This is a genomic window from Streptomyces sp. NBC_01446, assembly GCF_026340095.1.
GTDB lineage: Bacteria > Actinomycetota > Actinomycetes > Streptomycetales > Streptomycetaceae > Streptomyces > Streptomyces aureus.
In genome coordinates this window covers 1,109,363-1,129,578 of record NZ_JAPEPO010000003.1, presented here as the reverse complement: position 1 = coordinate 1,129,578, position 20,216 = coordinate 1,109,363, and the positions used below count along the sequence as shown (strand labels likewise).

General features: G+C 69.3%; 24 protein-coding genes and 3 pseudogenes. 15 read left to right on the top strand and 12 right to left on the bottom strand.

Going from position 1 to position 20,216, the window contains the following annotated elements; translation table 11 throughout:
• A complete protein-coding gene (locus OG456_RS49940; protein WP_266571740.1) occupies positions 1–1,092 on the bottom strand; it encodes an Lrp/AsnC family transcriptional regulator in 1,092 nt (363 codons plus the stop codon).
• Positions 1,093–1,166: 74 nt separating this feature from the next.
• Between OG456_RS49940 and OG456_RS49935 the strand changes: the two genes are divergently transcribed.
• The 4 genes from OG456_RS49935 to OG456_RS49920 all read left to right on the top strand — a co-directional run bounded on the left by OG456_RS49935 (position 1,167) and on the right by OG456_RS49920 (position 6,254).
• Positions 1,167–2,330: an MFS transporter gene (locus tag OG456_RS49935; RefSeq protein ID WP_266571739.1), complete on the top strand. Its 1,164-nt coding sequence runs from the start codon at positions 1,167–1,169 to the stop codon at positions 2,328–2,330.
• 85 nt (positions 2,331–2,415) lie between these two features.
• Positions 2,416–3,723 carry an amidohydrolase gene (locus OG456_RS49930; protein WP_266571738.1) on the top strand — a complete coding sequence of 436 codons (1,308 nt, stop codon included), beginning with the start codon at positions 2,416–2,418 and terminating at the stop codon, positions 3,721–3,723.
• A 1-nt stretch (position 3,724) separates the two neighbouring features.
• Positions 3,725–4,702 (top strand): alpha/beta hydrolase, encoded by a 978-nt coding sequence (locus OG456_RS49925; protein WP_266571737.1) that lies wholly within the window; start codon positions 3,725–3,727, stop codon positions 4,700–4,702.
• Positions 4,703–4,769: 67 nt separating this feature from the next.
• The gene (locus OG456_RS49920; RefSeq protein ID WP_266571736.1) at positions 4,770–6,254 is read left to right on the top strand and encodes an amidase; all 1,485 of its coding nucleotides are present in this window, start codon (positions 4,770–4,772) and stop codon (positions 6,252–6,254) included.
• On the opposite strand, the gene OG456_RS49915 is transcribed toward OG456_RS49920, so the two are convergent.
• The 3 genes and pseudogenes from OG456_RS49915 to OG456_RS49905 form a co-directional block, all read right to left on the bottom strand.
• A complete protein-coding gene (locus OG456_RS49915) occupies positions 6,191–6,439 on the bottom strand; it encodes a hypothetical protein (RefSeq protein ID WP_266571735.1) in 249 nt (82 codons plus the stop codon). The two genes, OG456_RS49920 and OG456_RS49915, sit on opposite strands and share 64 nt — an antisense overlap.
• Positions 6,436–6,722 (bottom strand): annotated as a pseudogene (locus OG456_RS49910) (hypothetical protein). Before OG456_RS49910 ends, OG456_RS49915 begins: the two are co-directional and overlap by 4 nt.
• Positions 6,723–6,891: 169 nt before the next feature.
• Positions 6,892–7,113: an integrase gene (locus OG456_RS49905; protein WP_266571734.1), complete on the bottom strand. Its 222-nt coding sequence runs from the start codon at positions 7,111–7,113 to the stop codon at positions 6,892–6,894.
• Here OG456_RS49905 and OG456_RS49900 point away from each other — a divergent pair.
• The 7 genes and pseudogenes from OG456_RS49900 (at position 7,081) to OG456_RS49870 (ending at position 10,380) form a co-directional block, all read left to right on the top strand.
• Positions 7,081–7,686, top strand: coding sequence for a hypothetical protein (locus OG456_RS49900; protein ID WP_266571733.1), 606 nt, complete (start codon positions 7,081–7,083; stop codon positions 7,684–7,686). The genes OG456_RS49905 and OG456_RS49900 overlap by 33 nt on opposite strands.
• A complete protein-coding gene (locus OG456_RS49895) occupies positions 7,683–7,811 on the top strand; it encodes a hypothetical protein (protein ID WP_266571732.1) in 129 nt (42 codons plus the stop codon). The genes OG456_RS49900 and OG456_RS49895 overlap by 4 nt, the downstream gene beginning before the upstream one ends.
• A gap of 57 nt (positions 7,812–7,868) precedes the next feature.
• Positions 7,869–8,048 carry a hypothetical protein gene (locus OG456_RS49890; RefSeq protein WP_266571731.1) on the top strand — a complete coding sequence of 60 codons (180 nt, stop codon included), beginning with the start codon at positions 7,869–7,871 and terminating at the stop codon, positions 8,046–8,048.
• Between the two features lie 945 nt (positions 8,049–8,993).
• Positions 8,994–9,128 (top strand): annotated as a pseudogene (locus OG456_RS51035) (transposase); the annotation flags it as partial.
• A 220-nt stretch (positions 9,129–9,348) separates the two neighbouring features.
• Positions 9,349–9,882: an IS3 family transposase gene (locus OG456_RS49880; protein ID WP_266571729.1), complete on the top strand. Its 534-nt coding sequence runs from the start codon at positions 9,349–9,351 to the stop codon at positions 9,880–9,882.
• Positions 9,883–9,889: 7 nt separating this feature from the next.
• On the top strand, positions 9,890–10,162 hold the full coding sequence (locus tag OG456_RS49875) for an IS3 family transposase (protein ID WP_266571728.1): 273 nt from the start codon (positions 9,890–9,892) through the stop codon (positions 10,160–10,162).
• Positions 10,163–10,257: 95 nt separating this feature from the next.
• Entirely contained in the window at positions 10,258–10,380 is a 123-nt protein-coding gene (locus OG456_RS49870; RefSeq protein ID WP_266571727.1) for a hypothetical protein, read from the top strand.
• An 11-nt stretch (positions 10,381–10,391) separates the two neighbouring features.
• Here the strand turns inward: OG456_RS49870 and OG456_RS49865 are convergent, their stop codons facing one another.
• From OG456_RS49865 to OG456_RS49845, 5 genes are all read right to left on the bottom strand, one after another.
• Positions 10,392–11,579, bottom strand: coding sequence for a glycosyltransferase (locus tag OG456_RS49865; protein ID WP_266571726.1), 1,188 nt, complete (start codon positions 11,577–11,579; stop codon positions 10,392–10,394).
• Positions 11,576–11,833: a hypothetical protein gene (locus OG456_RS49860; protein ID WP_266571725.1), complete on the bottom strand. Its 258-nt coding sequence runs from the start codon at positions 11,831–11,833 to the stop codon at positions 11,576–11,578. The genes OG456_RS49865 and OG456_RS49860 overlap by 4 nt, the downstream gene beginning before the upstream one ends.
• 457 nt (positions 11,834–12,290) lie before the next feature.
• Positions 12,291–12,617 (bottom strand): carboxymuconolactone decarboxylase family protein, encoded by a 327-nt coding sequence (locus OG456_RS49855; protein WP_266571724.1) that lies wholly within the window; start codon positions 12,615–12,617, stop codon positions 12,291–12,293.
• Positions 12,618–12,814: 197 nt separating this feature from the next.
• Positions 12,815–13,222 (bottom strand): cupin domain-containing protein, encoded by a 408-nt coding sequence (locus tag OG456_RS49850; RefSeq protein ID WP_266571723.1) that lies wholly within the window; start codon positions 13,220–13,222, stop codon positions 12,815–12,817.
• A gap of 44 nt (positions 13,223–13,266) precedes the next feature.
• Positions 13,267–14,109, bottom strand: coding sequence for an SDR family NAD(P)-dependent oxidoreductase (locus tag OG456_RS49845; protein ID WP_266571722.1), 843 nt, complete (start codon positions 14,107–14,109; stop codon positions 13,267–13,269).
• Between the two features lie 313 nt (positions 14,110–14,422).
• Between OG456_RS49845 and OG456_RS49840 the strand changes: the two genes are divergently transcribed.
• The 3 genes from OG456_RS49840 to OG456_RS49830 all read left to right on the top strand — a co-directional run bounded on the left by OG456_RS49840 (position 14,423) and on the right by OG456_RS49830 (position 17,159).
• Entirely contained in the window at positions 14,423–15,307 is an 885-nt protein-coding gene (locus tag OG456_RS49840) for a helix-turn-helix transcriptional regulator (protein WP_266571721.1), read from the top strand.
• A 58-nt stretch (positions 15,308–15,365) separates the two neighbouring features.
• Complete coding sequence (locus OG456_RS49835) at positions 15,366–16,352, top strand: aldo/keto reductase (protein WP_266571720.1); 987 nt, start codon at positions 15,366–15,368, stop codon at positions 16,350–16,352.
• Positions 16,353–16,844: 492 nt separating this feature from the next.
• Positions 16,845–17,159, top strand: coding sequence for a hypothetical protein (locus OG456_RS49830; RefSeq protein WP_266571719.1), 315 nt, complete (start codon positions 16,845–16,847; stop codon positions 17,157–17,159).
• Between the two features lie 82 nt (positions 17,160–17,241).
• Here OG456_RS49830 and OG456_RS49825 read toward each other — a convergent pair.
• A pseudogene (locus OG456_RS49825) lies at positions 17,242–17,559 on the bottom strand (IS630 family transposase); the annotation flags it as partial.
• Entirely contained in the window at positions 17,466–17,942 is a 477-nt protein-coding gene (locus tag OG456_RS49820; RefSeq protein WP_266571813.1) for a transposase, read from the bottom strand. The pseudogene OG456_RS49825 and the gene OG456_RS49820, both read right to left, overlap by 94 nt.
• Before the next feature lie 241 nt (positions 17,943–18,183).
• Here OG456_RS49820 and OG456_RS49815 point away from each other — a divergent pair, with 241 nt between their 5' ends.
• On the top strand, positions 18,184–18,462 hold the full coding sequence (locus OG456_RS49815; protein WP_266571812.1) for a pyrimidine/purine nucleoside phosphorylase: 279 nt from the start codon (positions 18,184–18,186) through the stop codon (positions 18,460–18,462).
• Positions 18,463–18,574: 112 nt separating this feature from the next.
• Here the strand turns inward: OG456_RS49815 and OG456_RS49810 are convergent, their stop codons facing one another.
• Positions 18,575–20,017: an NAD-binding protein gene (locus tag OG456_RS49810; RefSeq protein ID WP_266571718.1), complete on the bottom strand. Its 1,443-nt coding sequence runs from the start codon at positions 20,015–20,017 to the stop codon at positions 18,575–18,577.
• Positions 20,018–20,216 lie beyond the last annotated feature (199 nt).

The window sequence follows — 20,216 nt, the reverse complement described above, 5'->3', positions numbered from 1 at the left end:
TCAGACCTGCGGCAGGGAGAAGGGGACGTGCCCGATGGCGCGGCCGGTGGTGTCGAGGAGGCGGCCCATGCGTTTGCGGGTGTGGAGGAAGACGGTGCGGTCGCTGACCTTCAGGTGCGGGAAGCGTTCCGCGAGGTGCGCTTCGAAGGGGTCGATGGCGTGCAGGCCGCGCAGCCAGACCATGACGAGGAGGTTGTCGGAGCCGCTGACGGACACGGCCAGGCGCACCTCTTCCCTACGAGCCAGTGCGTTGCCCGTGGCCTCGAGGTGGGTGTGGGGGACCGCGGTGCGGTAGAGCACGACCGTCGAGAGCCCGGCGAGGGGGTGGGCCAGGTCGCAACGGAAGGTGATGTCCCTGTCCCGGATCATCCGCTGGAGTCGGCGTCGGGCGGTGTGTTCGCTCATGCCGGTCGCGGTGCCCAGGTCGGTGTAGCCGAGGCGTCCGTCACGGCCGAGGGCTTCCAGGAGGGCCTGGTCCTCGGGCGGGGGCCGGTGGTGCATATGGGCGCTGTACGGAGTCGGGTGCGAGGTGCGCGGAGCGGAGAGCTCCGCGTCGCCGGACGGTTCCATGGCCCGCATGCGCCAGTCGCCGCCTTCGCTGTACAGGGTGATGCCGAGGCGTGTGCGGGTGGACCGTACGCCTCTCAGGCCGCCGATCAGGCTGTGCACCGAGCGGCCGAGGGAGGGCAGGTCGGCAGCGACGACCGACGCCAGGAGATCGAATTCGCCGGCCGTCTCGTCGACGCTGAAGACCCAGGGCATGTCGGTCAGGGCGGCGCCGGCGGATTCCACGGCCCGGGGCCGGCACCTGACCTCGACGTAGGCGACGGTCGTCGCCTTCGCGGAGTCGTACGCGCTGACCCAGGCCAGACCGCCCGCGCGCAGCCGTTCCCAGCGGCGGGCCGCCGTGGTCGCGTCCACGCCGAGGGCCCGGCCGATCCGGGACCACGGTGCCCGGGGAGCGGCCTGGAGCGCGTCGACGAGGGCCAGGTCCAACTCGGAGAACGGAGCAGCCCCGCCGGTCCCGCGGGAATCAGGGACTGTGGCTCCTCCCGAGATGTTTTCCTGCAATTCTCCAGGGATTCCTGTCACGGACCGGATCGTAGGGGCACTTCCGGCCAATGCCCAACCCCGGCTTCGGCCGCCCGGAGTCGAAGGAGTGCCGCGTGTCTGCTCCGCCCCCTCAGCCCGTCCGCAGAACCGTCCGGATCACGATCGTGCTGTTGTTCACCGCCTGGCTGGTCGACTACGCCGACCGGCTCGTCATCAACCTGGCCCTGCCCTCCATCGGCGCCGAGTTCGACGTGGGCCGCGGGCAACAGGGCCTGATCGTCTCGGCGTTCTTCCTCGCCTACGCCCTGTGCCAGATACCCGGCGGGCTGCTTGCCGACCGGCACGGCGCCCCGCGGGTCATGCTCTGGGCCCTGCTGTGCTGGTCCGTGTTCACCGCGCTGACCGGATTCGCCTGGTCGTTCGCCGTCCTGCTGCTCATGCGGTTCGCGTTCGGCGCTGCCGAAGGCATCTTCCCGCCCGCCTCGATGAAGGTCCTCGTCGAGCGGACCACACCGGCTGAGCGGATGGGCGCCAACGGTGTGATCATGAGCTCGAACGCCCTCGCGGGCGTGCTCACCCCGCTCCTCGTCGCGCCTCTGATCGCCGCTTTCGGATGGCGCTCGGCGTTCTTCTCGACGGCTGCCCTCGGCGTCTTCGTCCTGGTGGCGATACGGGTGTGGCTCCCCGCGCCGCTGCCGTTGGTGGAGCCGGAGACCCGCGTCGCCCGGCGGGGCGCCGGGGGAGTCCTGGGCAAGGGCGTGATCTGGCGCTTCAGCACCATGATGTTCGGCTACAGCCTGATCGTGTGGGGTCTCAACACCTGGATCCCGTCCTACGTCAGCGAGGAGTACGGCGTCTCGCTCGCGTCGGCCGGAGCGCTCGTGGCGATCCCGGCCCTCGCCGCGACCGGCGCGATCGTCGTCGGCGGCCGGCTCGCGGACCGGCTGGGCGGCCACCACCGCAAGGTGATCGTGCCCAGCATGACGGTGGCCTCCGTCACGCTGATCTTCATGGCCTTCGCGCCGACGCTCACCGGTTTCGTGGTCTTCGGCACGCTCGCCTCGATCGCCGTCTCCCTCTGCTACATGCCGATCCTCGCCGTGCCGCTGGGCGGCCTCGCGCCCGAGGACGTCGGCGTAGGCAGCGGAGCGATCGTCTTCGGCGGCCAGGTGGCCGGCATGGTCGCCCCCCGCCCGTCATCGGTGTGCTCGCCGACGCCTTCTCCTTCAAGGTGGCCTTCGCCTCCCTGGTGCTCGGCGCGGCCATCGCCATCGTGACGGCACTCCTCACCCCACAGGATGCCGCCTCTTTCCGGACCGCCACCGGCGCGTCCGACCTGCCCACGCCCGCAAAGGAGCATTCATGACCGCCGCCTCCGCCGCGCGCCTGCTGTCCGGCTTCCCGGACCGGCTGCCCGGCCTGCGCGCCCTCTACGAGGACCTGCACGCCCACCCGGAGCTGTCCTTCCAGGAGTTCCGTACGGCCGGAGTCGTCGCCGACCGGCTGCGAAAGCAGCGCTGGGAGGTCACCGAGGGCGTCGGCGGCACCGGCGTCGTTGGGGTTCTGGCCAACGGCGAGGGCCCGGTGGTCCTGCTCCGCGCCGACATGGACGGGCTCCCGATCCAGGAGCGGACGGAACTGCCGTATGCCTCCCAGGAGACGGCCGTCGACGGCGAGGGCACCAAGGTTCCCGTCATGCACGCCTGCGGCCACGACATGCACGTCACCTGCCTGCTCGGCGCGACCGCCCAACTCGCCTCCGCCCGTGGGGAATGGCGCGGCACGGTCGTCGCCGTGTTCCAGCCGGCGGAGGAGGTCGGCGGGGCACCGGCCATGATCGAGGACGGCTTCCTGGAGCGCTTCCCGCGCGCCGACGTCTGCCTCGGCCAGCATGTGTCCCCGGCCCCCGCCGGCCTCGTCGGCACCCGCCCCGGGCCGGTGATGGCCGCCTCCGACAGTCTGCGGGTCCGCCTCTTCGGCCGTGGCGGACACGGGTCCACGCCCGAGACCACCGTCGATCCGATCGTCATGGCCGCCGCAGTCGTCATGCGGCTGCAGACGGTCGTCTCCCGGGAGGTGGGGGCGACGCAGACCGCCGTGGTGACCGTCGGCTCGCTGCACGCGGGCACCAAGGAGAACATCATCCCCGACACTGCCGACCTGCGGATCAACATCCGCTCCACGACGCCCGCGGTACGGGAGCGGGTCCTGGCGGCCGTCGAACGGATCGTCCGCGCCGAGGCCGCCGCCTCCGGTGCCCCCAAGGAACCCGAGATCACCGGATTCAACCCTTTCCCGGTCACCGTCAACGACGCCGCGGCCACCGGCACCGTACTGACCGCGATCGCCGAAGTCCTGGGCAGGGAGCGGGTGTTCACCCTGCCCGAACCCCTCACCGGCAGCGAGGACTTCGGCACCTTCGGCACGGCCCTCGGTGTCCCCTCGGTCTTCTGGCACTTCGGCGGCGCCGACCCGGCCCTCTTCCAGCACATCGCCCCCGACACCCTGCTGACGGACGGCCTGCCCGACACGATCCCGGCCAACCACTCCCCGTACTTCGCCCCCGTACCCGAACCCACGATCCACACCGGCGTGACGGCGCTGCTCGCGGCGGCCGCCCACTGGTTGTGCACCGAGGACGGCCGTGCCCGCGACCGACAGGAGAAGTGACGTGCCCCTTGACCCGGACATCGCCGCGTTCTTGCGAAGCCTCCAGCAACTCGACGTTCCCGGACCCGACGCTCCCGGACTCGACGCTCCTGGCGGAGGGAAGCTTGACGCGGCACGCGCCAGAGCCCTGCTGCGGGCGCTGACCGTAGGCCAGCGCGGCCCGTCCACGAGGCCCGAGGTCGCGACGGTGACCTCCACCGCGCTGGCGGGTTCCCTCCCGGCCCGTGTCTACCGGCCGCACACCGCGACGCCCGTGCCGACGGTGGTGTACCTGCACGGCGGCGGCTGGGTGGCCGGCGACCTCGACACACACGATGTGCACGCCCGGACCCTGTGCCGCGACCTCGACGCCGTCGTGGTGAGCGTCGACTACCGGCTGGCGCCCGAGCATCGTTTCCCCGCCGCGGTCGAGGACGCGTACACCGCCCTGACCTGGGTCACACGGCACGTGGACGCGTTCGGCGGCGACCCTGCCCGGCTGGTCGTCGGCGGCGACAGTGCGGGGGCGACGCTGTCCGCCGTGTGCGCCCAGCAGGCCCACGCCGACGGGCTGGAGCTGGCCGCCCAACTGCTCGTCTACCCCAGCACGGACATGGCCGGCGCGTACCCGTCGCGGGTCGAGAACGGCGAAGGCTACTTCCTCACCACCACGGAACTGCACTGGTTCTTCGAGCAGTACATCGGAGTCGGCCGCTCCGATCCCGCCTCCGCCGCATTCGGTGCCGACCCGCGGGTCGCACCCCTGCGGGCGAAGGATCTGGCCGAGCTCGCTCCGGCCGTCGTGGCCACCGCGGAGTACGACCCCCTGCGCGATGAAGGAGACGCATACGCCGAAGCGCTGCAGGGCTCCGGCGTACGCGTCGAACACCGGCGGTTCGACGGCCTCGTCCACGGCTTTTTCGGCATGGGCCACCTCAGCCCTGCAGCCGGGGAGGCGACGGCCTGGATCAACACCGCACTCAAACGGCTGATCGGCTGACGCTGGCAGCCACCGCCACGAGGCCAACTGTCACCCCTCCCTTCCCTCACCCCAAAAGGACGTCCGCATGAACTCGAATGGCTTCAGCACCGATCTCGATCTCGCCTACCTCAGCGCCACCGAGGCCCGACGACTCTTCGACGCCCGCGAACTCTCCCCGGTGGAGCTGATGCGCGCGGTCATCCACCGCGCGGAACAGACCGAACCGGTGGTCAACGCCTTCACCGAGCAGCTCTTCGACGAGGCACTCGAACAGGCCCGGCACGCCGAGGACCGCTTCCTCGGCAAGCACGGACTGACGCCGCGCCCGCTGGAAGGCATCCCGGTCGCCACCAAGGAGAAGCACGCCATCGCCGGGCGCTCCCTCACCGAGGGCTCGCTCGTCAACGTCGGGAACACAGCGACCGAGAACGCCCCGGTGATCGACCGGATCCTGGACGCAGGCGGCATCATCCACGCTCGCACCGCCACCCCCGAGTTCTCCATCGCCACCTTCACCCACAGCCGTCTGTGGGGCGTCACCCGCAATCCGTGGAACCCCGACTTCACCCCCGGCGGCTCGTCCGGCGGCGCCGGCGCCGCCCTCGCGGCCGGTACTGCGCTGCTCGCCTCCGCGTCCGACATCGGCGGCTCGACCCGCATTCCCGCCGCCTTCACCGGCACCGTCGGCTACAAGGCCCCCTACGGCCGGATTCCCGGTGTGGCACCGCTGTCCGCCGACCACTACCGCGGCGACGGCCCCATGGCACGCACCGTCGACGACTGCGTCGCCTTCGCCAACGTCCTGGCCGGCCCCGACCCGCGCGACCACGTGTCGCTGCGCCCTAAGCTCATCCTGCCGGCCGAGTACGACGCGGTCGCGGGGATGCGCATCGCCCTGTGCCTCCGCCTGGGCGCCTACGACGTCCATCCGGAGATCGAGGCCAACACCCGCGCCGTCACCCGCGCCCTCACCGACGCGGGCGCGATCGTCGAGGAGATCGAACTCCCGTGGAGCAAGGACGACCTCCTCATCAGTGTCGCGGGACACTTCTCCACCATCTTCGGCGCGCTCGTCCGCGAGATCGAAGCCGAGCACCGCGACCAGATGTCGCAGTACGCGGCTGCCTTCGCCGACACCATGGCCGTCGCCCGTGAGCAGGTCACCTACCTCGACGGCCTGCGCGTCGAGACCCGGCTGCAGCGCGAACTGGCTGAGGCGATAGCCCCCTTCGACGCCCTGATCTGCCCGACCACGGCCGTTCCGGGACTGCCCGCCGGAGACGATCTCCTGGGGCGTCTGGTGGTGAACGGTCAGGACCACGGGGAGCCGTTGTGGGCGGCGATGACCCTGCCCTTCAACATCAGCAACCGCTGCCCCGTCCTCAACGTGCCCAGCGGCCACTCCAGTTGGGGCCTGCCGACAGGCGTCCAGATCGTCGGCCACACCTACGACGACCCGACCGTCTTCCGCATCGGCAAGGCCCTGGAACAACTCCGCCCCTGGGCCTACACCCCGAAGCATCGGCCGAACGCCCAGGCGGCACCTCTCGTACAGACAGCCACCGGTTGATCGTCGGCCCTGACCAGGCACTTGGTGTTGGGCAGGTCGGGGTGGGAGGCCGATATGCGGTGGCGAAGCCAGACCTTCTCTGCCGTGATGCGGGCGTGGGCGGCGGTGAGCCACACGTGGACCTCGCGGTCGCGCTGACCGGCCTTGGCCAGGCTCTCGCTGTCGAGGACGAGGGCGCCGATCACGCGACCGCCCAGGCGCCGGAAGAGGGGGCGGTCCCGATGAGCTTGGCCCGCTTGGCGGCCACGGCTCCGGATCGGCCGGGCCGTTGGCCTGGGCGAAGTCGACAATCAGCGAGTCCAGGTTGTCGCGCTCGATCTGGCGTTGTGCCGCCTTCTCCAGGTACGCGGATACGCCGCGCTTGCCGACTCGCTCGCGAATAGCCTGCAGGGTGCCGGCGGTGAGGGAGACGGAGGTCCCGCTGCTGGGTCCGTCGCCGGGGGTGAAGTCGGTGTCGTCGTCGGCCATGACACGAGTACGGCATCTTCTATGCCATACGGCGACTGCCTTGCTGCATCTCGGCCCGTGCTCCCTGGTAATGAGCCGGAGATGCGATCGCACTGGGCTGGAACGTGCGTCAAGAGATCGCACGTAGTGCTCATAGCGCTGGGCTTGCCGGAAACCCCATCCATGCAGGTCACGCCGCATGTTGGTACTCGTGCAGAGTGCCGCCGAGGCGTTCGTGTCGGCGTATGTCGAGGTGGGCGATCTTCTCCGGATCGGCGATGGGCGCGGGCAGCGGGCGTAGCGGAGCGACGTTCGCGATGCCCTGGTGTGGCTGATGGCCGTCGTAGAACCGTTCGAATTCGCGCAGGGCGTGGAGTAGATGGCGCTGGTTCCAGATCAACGTGCGGTCCATGCCGTGGTCACCGTTCGCGCGACGCCCGATTTCGACGACGTATACGACGACCCCAGGAGCATGGTCACTTACGGAGTCAATCTCACCACCCACCACGTCGCATGGCAGGAGGACGGTTTCGGGGCGCGGATGGTCTCCGACGGCCTGATCGTCGGAGAACAGCTCCCCGAGAGCGCGGAAATCGGCTCCGAGCTCTGGACGGCTCATGACGGAGGCATCAGGATTATGGGCCGGTCCGTCAACGATGGATCTGTGCGCTGGAAGGATCCCCGCAACCTGTATGGGCTGAAGATCGAAACTGTGGGCGCCGGCCTGTTCTCGGCCGACATGGTCCAAGAGTTCAAGGAAAACCGCGACACGCTCGACCTGCTCGACAGCGCCACGGCCAAGCGTCCTGCCGGGATGACGAAGGACAGTGCCGACGACTTCACCTTTGCGGGCCGTCAGTGCGTCTACGACCAGCGCTCGGTCGTCGTGTGCGGCGTCGACGGCTACCTCGCCGCACTGGACGCCCACACGCACAAGGTGCGGAAGCTCACCACGGACGATCCGTCGCGCGAGGTGCCCAAGTGACCACGGCCTGGCACGGAGCCGTCTACGGCGGAGTCGCCGGGCATGGCAACGTCATCCTCGACGCATCAACCGGAAAGGACCGCGGCACCTACTCCGCTGGATACCTGACCCTGATGAACGAATAGGGCGGTCGGGACCAGGACCTGACGGTGTATCCGGCCACCGGCTGACATCAGGGTCATGTGTATGGCCGCGACGAGGACCACATTCCCGAGGCGGTACCACTGACCGCCGGGCTCGGCCACATCCTGCCGACCGTCGGCCTCATCCTGCTGTGCGTTCTGCTCGGCAAACGCGTCAACGAGCACGTGAAGCAGCAGCCGGAGACGAACAGCCAGCAGGCCGAAGCCGCATCCGTGTGAGAGTCCTGCCGCGCATCGCAGTCGGAGCCCGTGCGGCGGCAGACTCAGCTCAGCCGGTGGGGGCGGCCATGTCCCACACGATGTAGTGGAACTGCCGTCGACCGCCCTCACCCGGGCCGAGGTACTCCAGGCCCGCCACATGCCCGGCGCTGGTCGGCATGCAAAACCATGAGCCGGCCGGGGCCATTCGCGCCGCTCCGCTGGCGTAATCGCGGATGAGATCCGCGCAGTGTGTGGGGGTCGCCCCCTCCAAGGAGTGGGCGACCCGCCCGTTCAACGCGGCGAAGTCGTCGTCCCCGCTCCACGATATGTCCGGGCTCTTTACCGCCTTGCCGGCGGTGCCGTGCTCCAGGTCCGCGCTGCTTCCCGGCTCGAGAGCGAAGTCGCCCGATCTGAGAATGATGGCGCCTGCGCTCGAAGGGGCGGCCGAGGGTGAGGCCGTGTCTGCTTCTTGTTCCGCCGACGCACTCGGGGCGGCGGGTGTACTGGCCGGTGAAGCGGGGGTCGACGTATGCCCCGACGGAGGTCCTGCCTGCGGTGCGCCGGATCGTTGCTGAGTAAGCACCGTGACGACCAGGCCGACTACGGGGATCAGGATGCCGACCACCCACCACGCCCAACGCGGCGGCCCGTGGCCGCTCGAGGGACCATGAGGCGGGAGCTGAGGGGAATGCGGAGGAACTGGCGGCAGTGAACCGCCCGGATCATGTGCCATCCCAGTCCACGCCCCCGAGTCGTAACGATCGCTGCGCTACAAGATCTACACCGTACCCAGTGCGTCGGGTACATGTCACCGACGTTGTCCCGGTCCGGGGCGCACGCGACACAGCGCTGCGGCCACCAGCGCGCGGCGCTCGGAGTGGGAAAGGGGCACACGGCGAAGTCGCGTCACCCCGCAATGCCGCCGGAAAGTACTCGCTGGAGTTGCGTGAGCGTGCGGTACGGATGTACCGCACCTCCGACCCGAAGCCGCAGATCAAGAAACTGGCCGCCGACCTCGGCGTGCACCCGGAAGCCCTGCGCGGCTGGATCCGGCAGGCCGAGGCCGACGCGGGCGAGCGCGACGACCGGCTCACCACCGACGAACGCGCCGAACTCGCCGCGCTGCGCAAGGAGAACACCCAGCTCAAGCGCGCGAACGAGATACTGCGGACGGCCTCGGTCTTTTCGCGGCTCAGCTCGACCCGACCCGCCCAGGTGACCGCGCTCCTCTTCGAGCACGCCATCCTGAAGGTCGAGCCCGTACTCCGGGAACTGCACGTCGCCTCCTCCACCTATTACCGCTGGCGCCGAGCTGAGCGTGAACCGTGCGAACGGCGCCGCCGTGACGTCGAAGCTGACCGAGCGGATCAAGGAGATCCACGCAGAGTTCGGCGGGATCTACGGCTCGCCGCGCGTGCACGTCGTCCTCAAGCGCGAAGGCGTCCACGTGGGCCGCAAGCGGGTCGAACGCCTGATGCGCGAGGCCGACATCGCGGGCATCAGTCCACGGCGCAAGGGCTTCACGCGCCGCGACCCGAAGGCCACCCTCGCCCCGGACCTGGTCGAGCGGGACTTCACCGCACCGGTGCCGAACCGGCTGTGGGTCACCGACCTCACCATGGTCCCCACCGGTGAGGGGCCTTTGTGGCTCTCGGCGATCCGGGATGCGTTCTCCCGCCGGGTGGTCGCCTGGGAAACCTCCGCCCGCGCGGACGCCGACCTGGTTCTGACCACCCTCGAGTACGCGCTCGCGAGCCGGGAAGTCGAACCGGGCGAGCTGATCCACCACGCGGATCACGGCTTAGCACTCATCCGTGAACCTCGCAACTCGACGTCTGCGAGCGGGAGTTGAAGCATCCATGGGCTTGGTCGGCGACAGTTACGATAACGCCCTCGCGGAGAACCTGTGGGTGATCATCAAGACGGAGTGCATCCGCGGCCGCGTCTTAGCCACCAGGGCCGAGGCGAACCTGGCGCTGTTCGAGTACCTCGATGAGTTCTATAATTCCCGGCGCATCCAGCAGCGGCTCGGCTACCTCAGCCCGCTCGAGTTCGAGGACAAGCACTACGCCGACCAGGCAACGGCCGAACGAACGAACCTGAAACCCCGTCAACCCGCCCTGACCAGCTGATCAGCACATCCCGCACACCGGGGTGCCTCTGATGTGGATCGTTGAACGCGTGATGCGGTGTGGGCGCCCGCTGATCTCCGACACTCTGCCGCGCCTTGACCGCATCACGCCCCGCCCCCCAGGACGAGACCCTCGCGGCGACGCACCACAGCCGGGACAACGGCAGGCTGGGAGAGCGCGACAACTGGACACGGGCCGCCTCTACCGGCAGCTCCTGACCCGGGCACTGCTATCCGGCGGAGCGCGCGGCGTCCAGCAGCACGTCGACGAGCCGCTCCGCCGCATCAGGCCGCCCGTGCTCGCGGGCGGCCTGCGCCATGGCCGCCTGCCGTGCCGGGTCCGTCAGCAGCGGACCGAGCGCGTCCCTGAGCCGGTCCGCGCTGACCTCACCGACCAGCGCGACAGCCGCCCCGGCCTCCTCCAGATGCCGGGCGTTGTGGGCCTGTTCGTTGCCCGCCGACGAGGCGAGCGGAACGAATACGGCCGGCTTGCCGAGCGCGGTGAGTTCCGCGAGGGTTCCGGCCCCGCTGCGGGACACGACGACATCGGCCAGTGCGAGCACGTCCGGCAGCTCCGGCCCGACGAACCCGGTCAGGTAGTACCGCCCGGCCAGGTGGGCCGGCAGGTTGGCCGCGGCCCCACGCAGCCCCTCGACGTTGGCCGGTCCGCACTGGTGCATCACGTTGGCGCGCTCCAGCAGCCACCCCAGCGCGTCACGCACCATGTCGTTGATCTGCTGCGCACCTTGGGCACCGCCGGTGACGTAGACGGTGGGCAGGCGCCGGTCGAAGCCGGTGAGGCCCAGCGCGGCGACGGCCTTGTCCGCATTGCCCGTGAGGACCTCTGGCCGCACGGGGTTACCCGTGACGACGGCCGTGGCGCGCACGGCCTCGGGCAGCAGTGCCAGGGACGACTCCGACGACAGCGCGATGCGCGTTGCCGAGCCGGCGAGCTTGCGGTTCGCCAACCCCAGGCGCACCGTCTGCTCGTGGAGCACGAGAGGACGGCGGCACAGGCGGGCGGCAAGGCCGGCGGGAACGGCGACGTACCCGCCTGTGGCAAGGACGACGTCCGGCTTGAACTCGGAGATTTTCGAGCGGGCTTGAGCGACGCCGAGCGGGACGCGGGCCATGTCCTTGACGTTCGCGGGGCCGAGCATCTTGAGCGGGTTCGAGGAACGGCGGATCTTGCCCGTAGCGACCGTGGTGAACGGGATGCCCTCGGCGGGAGCGACCCGGGCCTCAAGCCCCTCCACGGTGCCGATCCACAGCACATCCAGACCGCGGCCCTCACCGGCGAGCCGGTCCCGCAGCGCGCGGATGGCCGTGAGTGCCGGGTAGGTATGGCCACCCGTTCCACCGCCGGTGACGAGGAGGCGGAACGGCGTGTGCGTAGCGCGGCTGGTGTCGCTGGTCACGAGACGTCCAATCTGGCTGCGCGGGCATCGCCCGTCGTGCCCTCAACTCCCGCCATGAACGGCGCTTTGCGAGGTGCAGCCTTCCATACGCCGGCGTTGTGGATGACGGCGTCCAGCGGCTGGGCGTCGTTCAGTTCGGCGGCGACGCGCCGTACCGCGTCGCGATCCGTGAAGTCGTCCACCACGAGCTGTGCGCCACGGCCGGCCAGCGTGTCGAGGCCGGCGGCCCGCTCCCGGTTGCGGGCATGTACCACTACCTCGTGGCCCGCGGCAGGAGCGAATCGGCTGCGGCGCGTCCGAGGCCGTCCGCGGAACCAGTCACCAGGAGATCCGGCTCACGGCGTCACCACCCCGACCGCGTACCAGGTGGGGGCGGGCGCCACGGCGGGGAGCGTGAGTGCCGCGCCTGCAGTTGCCTTGAGCGGGGCCGCGCCGAGCGGCGCATGGGCAGCCGGGCTGCCCCCGCACATCGAGGTGCCGTCAGGGACGGCATTTCTGACTGCTGTTTTGCATGGGAGCGTCTCCTATCCCCTTTGGGTCTCCTGGTCACGAGGCGGCGGGGCTCGGCTCGGGCGGGCTCGGTGAGGGTGTGCGATGGGACCTGATGCCGTGTAGCGGCTTGGCACTTTCGGATCTTCCGAGACCTTTCACAGTGTCAAGCCGCTGCAATCGCCGTGGCTGGGCGGAGCCAAGACCTTCTTCCCGCGGGGCTCAGGTGGTGAAGACCTGCTTGGCGACCGTGATGGCGGTCATGGCCTTGGGCCAGCCGGCGTAGAAGGCAAGGTGGGTGATCGCCTCGATCAGTTCGGTCTCGGTGAGGCCGTTCTCCTTGGCGCGGCCGAGGTGGAAGCGGAGCTGGTCGGCGTCGCCGCCGGCGATCAGGACGGCGACGGTGATCAGGCTGCGGTCGCGGGCGGCCAGCTCGGTGCGGTTCCACACGTCCTTGAACAGGACGTCGTCGGTGAGTTCGGCGAGCTTCGGGGCGAAGCCACCGATCGTGGCGCGTCCGCCGCCGATCTGCAGAGGCTGGGCAGTCATCGAGGGTTCCTCTCGTGGGTCCGCGGGCACTGGCCCCGGGGTGTGTGCTTACGGTGCGGACCGTGGTTATCAGCGTCGGTGGTGTGGGCTCCGACGGCCGGCGCGTGTTCGTCGGGAGGTCATCTGGCTCGTGTGGTCGGGTGACGGCCGGAAGGTGGCCCGCCGTGTTGCGGCGCGGGGAGGCGTGGCTGGTGCGGTCAGCGGCTGCGGGGGCGGTTGTACTGCTCGTCGGTGACGGGTTCGTTCCAGGTGGTTTCCTCGCTGCCGTCGCCCTTGCCCTCCCACATGGCGATGTGCTCCATGAAGCGGCCGGGGGTGGCACCGTGCCAGTGCTCCTCATCCGGGGGGCAGGTGACCGTCTCGCCGGGGTGGGCTTCGAGGACGGCGCCGTCCCGGGTGCCGATCAGGGCGATGCCGGAGACGACGTGCAGGGTCTGGCCCACGACGTGGGAGTGCCAGTTGGTGCGGGCACCGGGGGAGAAGCGCACCATGTTGGCGCGCATCCGGGACGGCTCCTTGCCGGCGTAGATCACGTCGAACCAGACGTCGCCGGTGAACCAGTTGGCGGGTGCCTTGACGGTGTCCTGCTGCTTGACGAATTCCATGGTGAATCTCCTAGGCCTAGGGAGTGCGAGGGGTGTGGGGTGGATCAGACGGCGTCGGTGTATGCGAGGCCCGAGCCGAGCGGACGGGAGGCGTCGACCTGGGCCAGGAGTTCTGTGGCCTTGGCCTCGACGACCTGAAGGCAGTCGTCGCCGGCGATGAACCGCAGCGGGGGCTGTTCCAGGTCGGCGACCTTGAGCAGAGCATCGGCGAGCTTGACCGGGTCACCGGTCTGCTGGCCGTTCATGGATTCCCACACCTTCTTGGTGGCGGCGGTGCGCTCGGCGTAATCGTCGATGGATCCCTCCGCGTAGGTGGTGGAGGCGTCCACCAGCAGTTCGGTGCGGAAGAAGCCAGGCTCGACGATCGTTGTGTGGATGCCGAACGGTGCGACATCGTGCTGCAGGGACTCCATGAAGCCCTCGACACCGAACTTGGCGGCCGAGTAGGCGACGCAGAAATCGACACCGACCACGCCTGCCAGGGAGGAGAGGGTGATGATGTGCCCGGACCGCTGCCTGCGCATCACGGGCAGGACGGCGCGGGTGACGTTCATCGGGCCGAACAGGTTCGTCTCGATCTGCGCCCGCACCTGCGCGTCGGACAGTTCCTCGAAGAACCCGGCGTAGAAGTTGGCGGCGTTGTTGATCAGAACGTCGATGCGCCCGAATCGGTCGACGGCTGCGTCGACCGCGCGCTGGGCGACGGCAGGATCAGTGATGTCCAGGGCGGTGGCCTGCAGGCTGTCCTGCTCACCGCCCAGCGCCTCAACGACCCGCTCGGGACGGCGGCCGGTGGCCACCACCTGGTGACCGGCGGCCAGGGCCTGGCGGGCGATGTCCGCGCCGAGCCCGCGTCCGGCACCAGTGATGAAGAAGACCTTGCTCATGGGGGTGGAGCGCTCCAAACGGATAGTCACAACGGACGTCAGGGCCCGGGGCCGGGGTACATGGCACTCGTCGGCGATCTTCTTGACCGGTCGACTGCGGTTGCGGTCACGGTGTGGGACCACCCGCCCGCAACACTCTGTGTCACAGACGGTCGTCCGGTAGCCGCCACGCTCCCGCTCAGGCAGGTGGTGGGCATGTGCCGACCGCTTCCGTCATCCAGGAAACCGCAGGCCAATAGGCTGGAGAAGGGTCTGCCATTACAGGTACTGACAGGACCCCCCACCCCTAAGCCGTCCGATCTAGCCTGGAATGGTGAGCACCGAGAGCGACATCCGCGCATTCCTGGCCTCCCGCCGCGCCAAGATCACCCCGCAGCAGGCCGGCCTGCCCGCCTACGGCGGCAACCGGCGCGTGCCCGGGCTGCGCCGCGAGGAAGTCGCGATGCTCGCCGGCGTCAGCATCGACTACTACGTCCGCCTGGAACGCGGCCACCTCGCCGGGGCCTCCGAGGAGGTCCTCGACGGCGTCGCGAACGCCCTGCAGCTGGATGACGCCGAGCGCGCCCACCTGTACGACCTGGCCCGCGCTGTCGCCAAGCGTCCCACCCGCCGCACCAAACGCATCCGCGCCCTGTCGGACAGTGTGCTGCGTGTCCTGGACTCCATGACGGACGCACCGGCCTTCATCCGCAACGGCCGCCTCGACATCCTCGCCGTCAACCACCTCGGTCGCGCCCTGTACGCGCCCCTGTTCGCCGATCACACCGTTCAGACGGTCAACATCGCCCGCTTCCAGTTCCTGAACCCTGCGGGCAGGGACTTCTTCCCCGACTGGGAGGAGTCCGTGAACACCACTGTGTCCCTGCTGCGCACGGAAGCCGGACGGGCTCCTGGCGACAGTGACCTGACCGGGCTGATCGGTGAACTGGTCACCCGAAGCGCGGAGTTCCGCACCGCTTGGGCCAAGCGCAACGTGCGCCTGCACCACACCGGCCGCAAGTCCTTCCGCCATCCGACCGTCGGCGAGATCACCCTCGACTTCGACGCGATGGAACTGCCCGCGCAGCCGGGCCTGACCCTGACCGCCTATTCCGCCGCGCCCTCCACCCCGGCCCACGACGCGCTGCAGCTGCTGGCCGCGTGGGCGGCCACCGAAGAGGCAGCCGCTGCCGCCGACCGCGCCAGCAGCGGCGGCTGAACAGCGTCTTTGGCCGCAGGCCTTCTCGTTCACCGCCCACCGCACAAGGAGCACCACGATGCACACGCGCACACTCGGTCAGGACCTTGAGGTCTCGGCGATCGGCCTGGGCTGCATGGGCATGTCCCAGAGCTACGGCCCCAACCCCGGCGATCGCGACGACATGATCGGCGTGCTCCGCGGCGCCGTCGACCGGGGCATCACATTCTTCGACACCGCCGAGGTCTACGGCCCCTACGTCAACGAGGAACTCGTGGGCGAGGCGCTCGCCTCGGTACGCGACCAGGTCGTCTTCGCGACCAAGTTCGGCTGGCGCATCGAGAACAGCAAGTCTGTCGGGCTCGACAGCCGCCCGGAGCAGATCAAGCACGTCGCCGACGCCTCGCTGCGCCGACTGCGCACGGACACGATCGACCTCTTCTACCAGCACCGGGTCGACCCCGACGTCCCGATCGAGGATGTCGCGGGGACCGTCGGTGAGCTCGTACAGGCCGGCAAGGTACGACACTTCGGCCTGTCAGAAGCCGGCGCAGCGACGATCCGCAGGGCGCACGCCGTCCACCCCGTCACCGCCGTCCAGAGCGAGTACTCCCTGTGGACCCGCGACCCCGAACCCGAAGTCCTTCCCACCCTCGCCGAACTCGGCATCGGCTTCGTGCCGTTCAGCCCGCTCGGCAAGGGCTTCCTCACCGGCACCGTCGACACCACGACCGCATTCACCGCAGGCGACATCCGCACGACCATCCCACGGTTCAAGCAGGACAACCTCGCCGCCAACCAGACCCTGGTCGACCACGTCGCCACGCTCGCCCACACGAAGAACGCCACCCCGGGACAAGTTGCCCTGGCCTGGCTGCTCGCCCAGCACCCGTCGATCGTGCCGATCCCCGGCACGCGCCGCATCGCCCGGGTGGAGGAGAACGCCGCCGCCACACAGCTCGCACTGTCCGCCGACGAGCGGACGGGCCTGGATGCGTTGGCGGCCCTCGTCGGCGTCCACGGCGACCGCTACAACGAAATGCACATGAGCCTGGTCGACAAGTGAACGGGCCACACCCCAGCAGTGCACGTTCCTCCAGCCAGCCACCCATCTACGAGAGCCCGGCAACACACCACGCGCCCGCAACGACAGCCGCACTGCGGGCGAAGAACATGCCATTTCCCGGGTATCCGGCTCAGCCCGCGGTGGCGCGGAGGGCCCGCAGGCGGGCAACCTCCGCTACCGGACAGCCCCGTAGGCACCAGCACGCAGAACTAACCTGCGGGATGGGCCCCGGGGGACTCACGCCTCGGACACCAGCCGCAATCCCGATCATCTGACCGTCAGCCCCGGCGGCCCGTCCGGGCGGCAAACTGCCCCGAACGGTAGAGCCACCGACGGCGCAGCATTGCGATCATGAACTCATCATGAGCCACTCATTACATGATCAGACACGCGATGCGTACGCTCTGCGCCGCCACCCTCGTGGCCGCTCCCCTCGCCCTGACCGCGACGCCTGCACAAGCCCTGACTTCATGTACGGTCAACGGCCGTCCCGTGTCCGGTACGACCGTCAGTGGTACTGCCGGCTCCGACAACATCAGCTGCGGCGCCCTTGCCTTGGGTGATAGCGTCAACGGCTTGGGCGGGAGCGACTACATCGTCATCAACGGCATCGTTGCCGGCACCGTCGACGGCGGCGCCGGCGGCGACTTCATCATGGCCAACGCCGGTACCACGGCGAACGGCAGGATCCTCGGCGGCGCCGACGGCGACTCCATCTTCGTCGGCCCGAACGCTGGCACCGTCGACGGCGGACTCGGGTCGGACTTCTGCCGAGTCGCTTCCGGTAACCCTCCAATCAACTGCTGACCAGCAGCGGGTTCATCGGGCCAGCCAACTGCGACGCTGCTCAGAGTGGCCAGCTAGTGTGATGCGCCAGAAAAGCTGATGGTTAGTTCTGCGCTGTTTTCTGGCTGACGGTTCCGACCTTGGTGAGGTAGTCGGCGAGGGAGTTGAGGATCTCGTCGGCGGTCTTGGTCCAAGTGAGGGGCCGTGGGCTCTCGTTCCAGGTGTCGATCCACGCGGTGATGTCGTCCTCCAGGGCTTTTACGGACCTGTGGACGCCGCGGCGGATGAGCTTGTCGGTCAGCAGGCCGAACCATCGCTCGACCTGGTTCATCCGGGAGGAGCCTGTCGGGGTGAAGTGGACGTGGAAGCAGGGGTGTTTGCCCAGCCACGTCTTGATCTCGGCGGTGTTGTGGGTGGCGTAGATGCCCCTATGTTTCGGCAAGCGGTGGAGGACAGATCAGAGACGGTCATCTTCGGCTGGATGTGGCGGTAGATCTCGCGGGCGACGTAGCGTTTGAGACACCCCATGATCTCGCGCTTGGACATGCCTTGCTTGGTGCGTCGTTCCAGGTAGGTGCGGGTTCGTTCGTCCCAGCGTATGCGCGTCATGACGATGCGGTAGAGAGCCGCGTTGGCCTGCCGGTTTCCTCCGCGGTTGAGCCGTCGGCGCTGGGTCTTGCCGGAGGACTGTTCGACTGGGCTGACACCGCACAGAGCGGCGAAGGATGCCTCGCTGTGGATCCTGTCTAGGTTGTCGCCGGCGGCGATGAGGAGAGCTGCGGCGCTGTCGGGCCCGATGCCCACGATCTCCAGCAGCTGCGGGCGGTGGGTGGTGACGGCTCGGGTGACCCGGCGGGTGAGTTCCTTGACCTCGCAGATCAGGTGCTGGATGCGCCGGACGAGCAGCCGGAGAGTGAACACGGCCGCGTCGTCGCTGTCGGCCAGGCCGTCCCAAATAGCGCCCAAGTGTCCGAAGTTGAGGCACCAGGAAAGAGCGACTCCGCAGTGGAGTCCGGCGCACAGCGCGTGACAGGGATCCGCATCGATTGAGCAGAACGAGTACTACGACGGTCAGGTCCGAAGCCTGGAATTTGCCAACAGCCAGGGCAAGTTCACCGTTGGCGTCATGGAGCCGGGGGAGTGGGAGTTCGAGGCGCCGACCCGCGAGTGGATGATCCTGATCCGCGGCACCTGGGACGTCAAGCTCCCCGGTTCTCGGGAGTGGAAGACCTTCGGCGAGGGTGACTCTTTCCAGATCGAGGCGGACGAGTCCTTCACCGTGCGCATCTCCGACACGGTCGCCTACCTCTGCCCCTACACCTGAGTCCTTCGGCCCGCGAAGTCCTGCGCTGTGCCCGCCATGTCGCTGACGTAGCGGGCGCAGCGCAGGAGGGTCCTCATGGCCCCCGAGTACGTAATGCCAGTCGAGGCTCCCCTCAGTTCGTGGCCGCTGATGCCTCGGCGTCCGACGCAGTGCGGCCGGCCTCGCTCTCGCTCGCGCCCTGCCGGGGATCGGTGGGGCGTGTGTCCCACGTGGCGAGGTCGACCACCTGGCCGTCCGGGAACAGGGCGCAGGTGCGGTCCTCGGCGACGAAGACGCTGGACGGCTCGGCGCCCAGTACGGACGCGGCGACGAACGCGCCGACGATGCGCGGGAAGTCGCAGACCGCGCCGATCCGGAACAGGGACTGCGAGTCCGTCGTGACCTCGTCGCTTCCGGCGCGCAGGATGATCCGCTGGTCGGGGGCGACGGCCCGGGCCGCGACCGCGACTGCCATGTTCGCCAGACTGTCCGAGCCGACCGCGGCAAGACCGCGGGCCCGCAGGACGGAGAGGCGTTCGAGCAGGAAGCGGTCGCCGCCCCGGCCGAGCACGACGGGGATGTTCAGGGAGCGGGCCAGGGGCAGGCAGGCCGCCTGGGGGTTGCGTTCCACGGCGACGACCTTGATGCCGAGGTCCTTCAGTCGCGCGGACAGCCGCAGGCCCACCTGTCCGAGGCCGACGACGATGACGTGGCCGCGGCGGGGGATGGAGCGGGCGCCCAGGATGCTCGTCATGCGGTGGCCGGTGAACCGGTCGACGACGCTCGCGGTGAAGATAGCCGCCAGTACCAGGACGGCCAGCATGGAGACGGCGGACAGGACCTTGTACCAGCCGGGTCCGTGCTCGGCCGCCGGCGAGGAGCCGATCGTGGTGAGGGCGCGGGCGGCGTTCCACACGGAGTCGGTCCAGTGCTCGTGCAGGACGAGGACGCCGAGTGCGATGTCCACGGAGAAGGCCACGGACAGAGCGGCGAGACTCGCGATGAGAGCCTTGGCCGAGGTCCCGAGGGAGCGCAGCCACGCACGGAAGGACGCCCGGGGGTGAACGGGTGTGTGGGCCGCGAGAGCGCGTCCGTGCAGGTGCTCGACGGAAGTGGTCCCGTCTTCCCGCCGGACCGCGATGACGCCGCCGCCGTCGGGCTGGAGCATGGCGTAGCTCGGAGCGAGGCACTCCGCCAGGAGGCTCGGCACGATGGCATCGGTCATGCTCAAGACGGTGCAGTTGGGGACCGTACGGGAGACCTCGTCGGCGACCGTGCGGTCGAAGAGGGTCACGACCAACCGGATGCCCGGCTTCAGATGTTCGGCCAGCAAGGCATAGCGCAGGGCGACGATGTCGTCACGGGACACGACGGCGACGGCATCGACGGACTGACCGAGGTGCTCCCGCAGCGTGTCGTCGTCGGGCCGCGGCAGGCGGTGCACCGTGCCGTACCAGCGGCCGATGTGGGCGGCGGCGGAGCGCCCCAGCGCCTCGTCGTCCTCGATGATCACAATGCGCTGACCCGGCGCGGGTATGTGGGGAGGTGCCTCGTCCTGAAATGTCTGCGGGTTCAAACCGTCGGCCTTTCTGCACGGGTGGGGGCTGCTCTGAGCCACCTGTTGATCAGTGCGCCCGGCATGCCTGGTCGAGGCTCGGTGCGGGGGCTTCGGCGCGGGCCGGTCTGGCCGGCACATCTGTCTCGTGAGCCGTGTCCGATAGGTGAGGCACGGTCGGGAGGAGCCGAAGACGTGTTCTTTGTACCAGGGGGCCAGT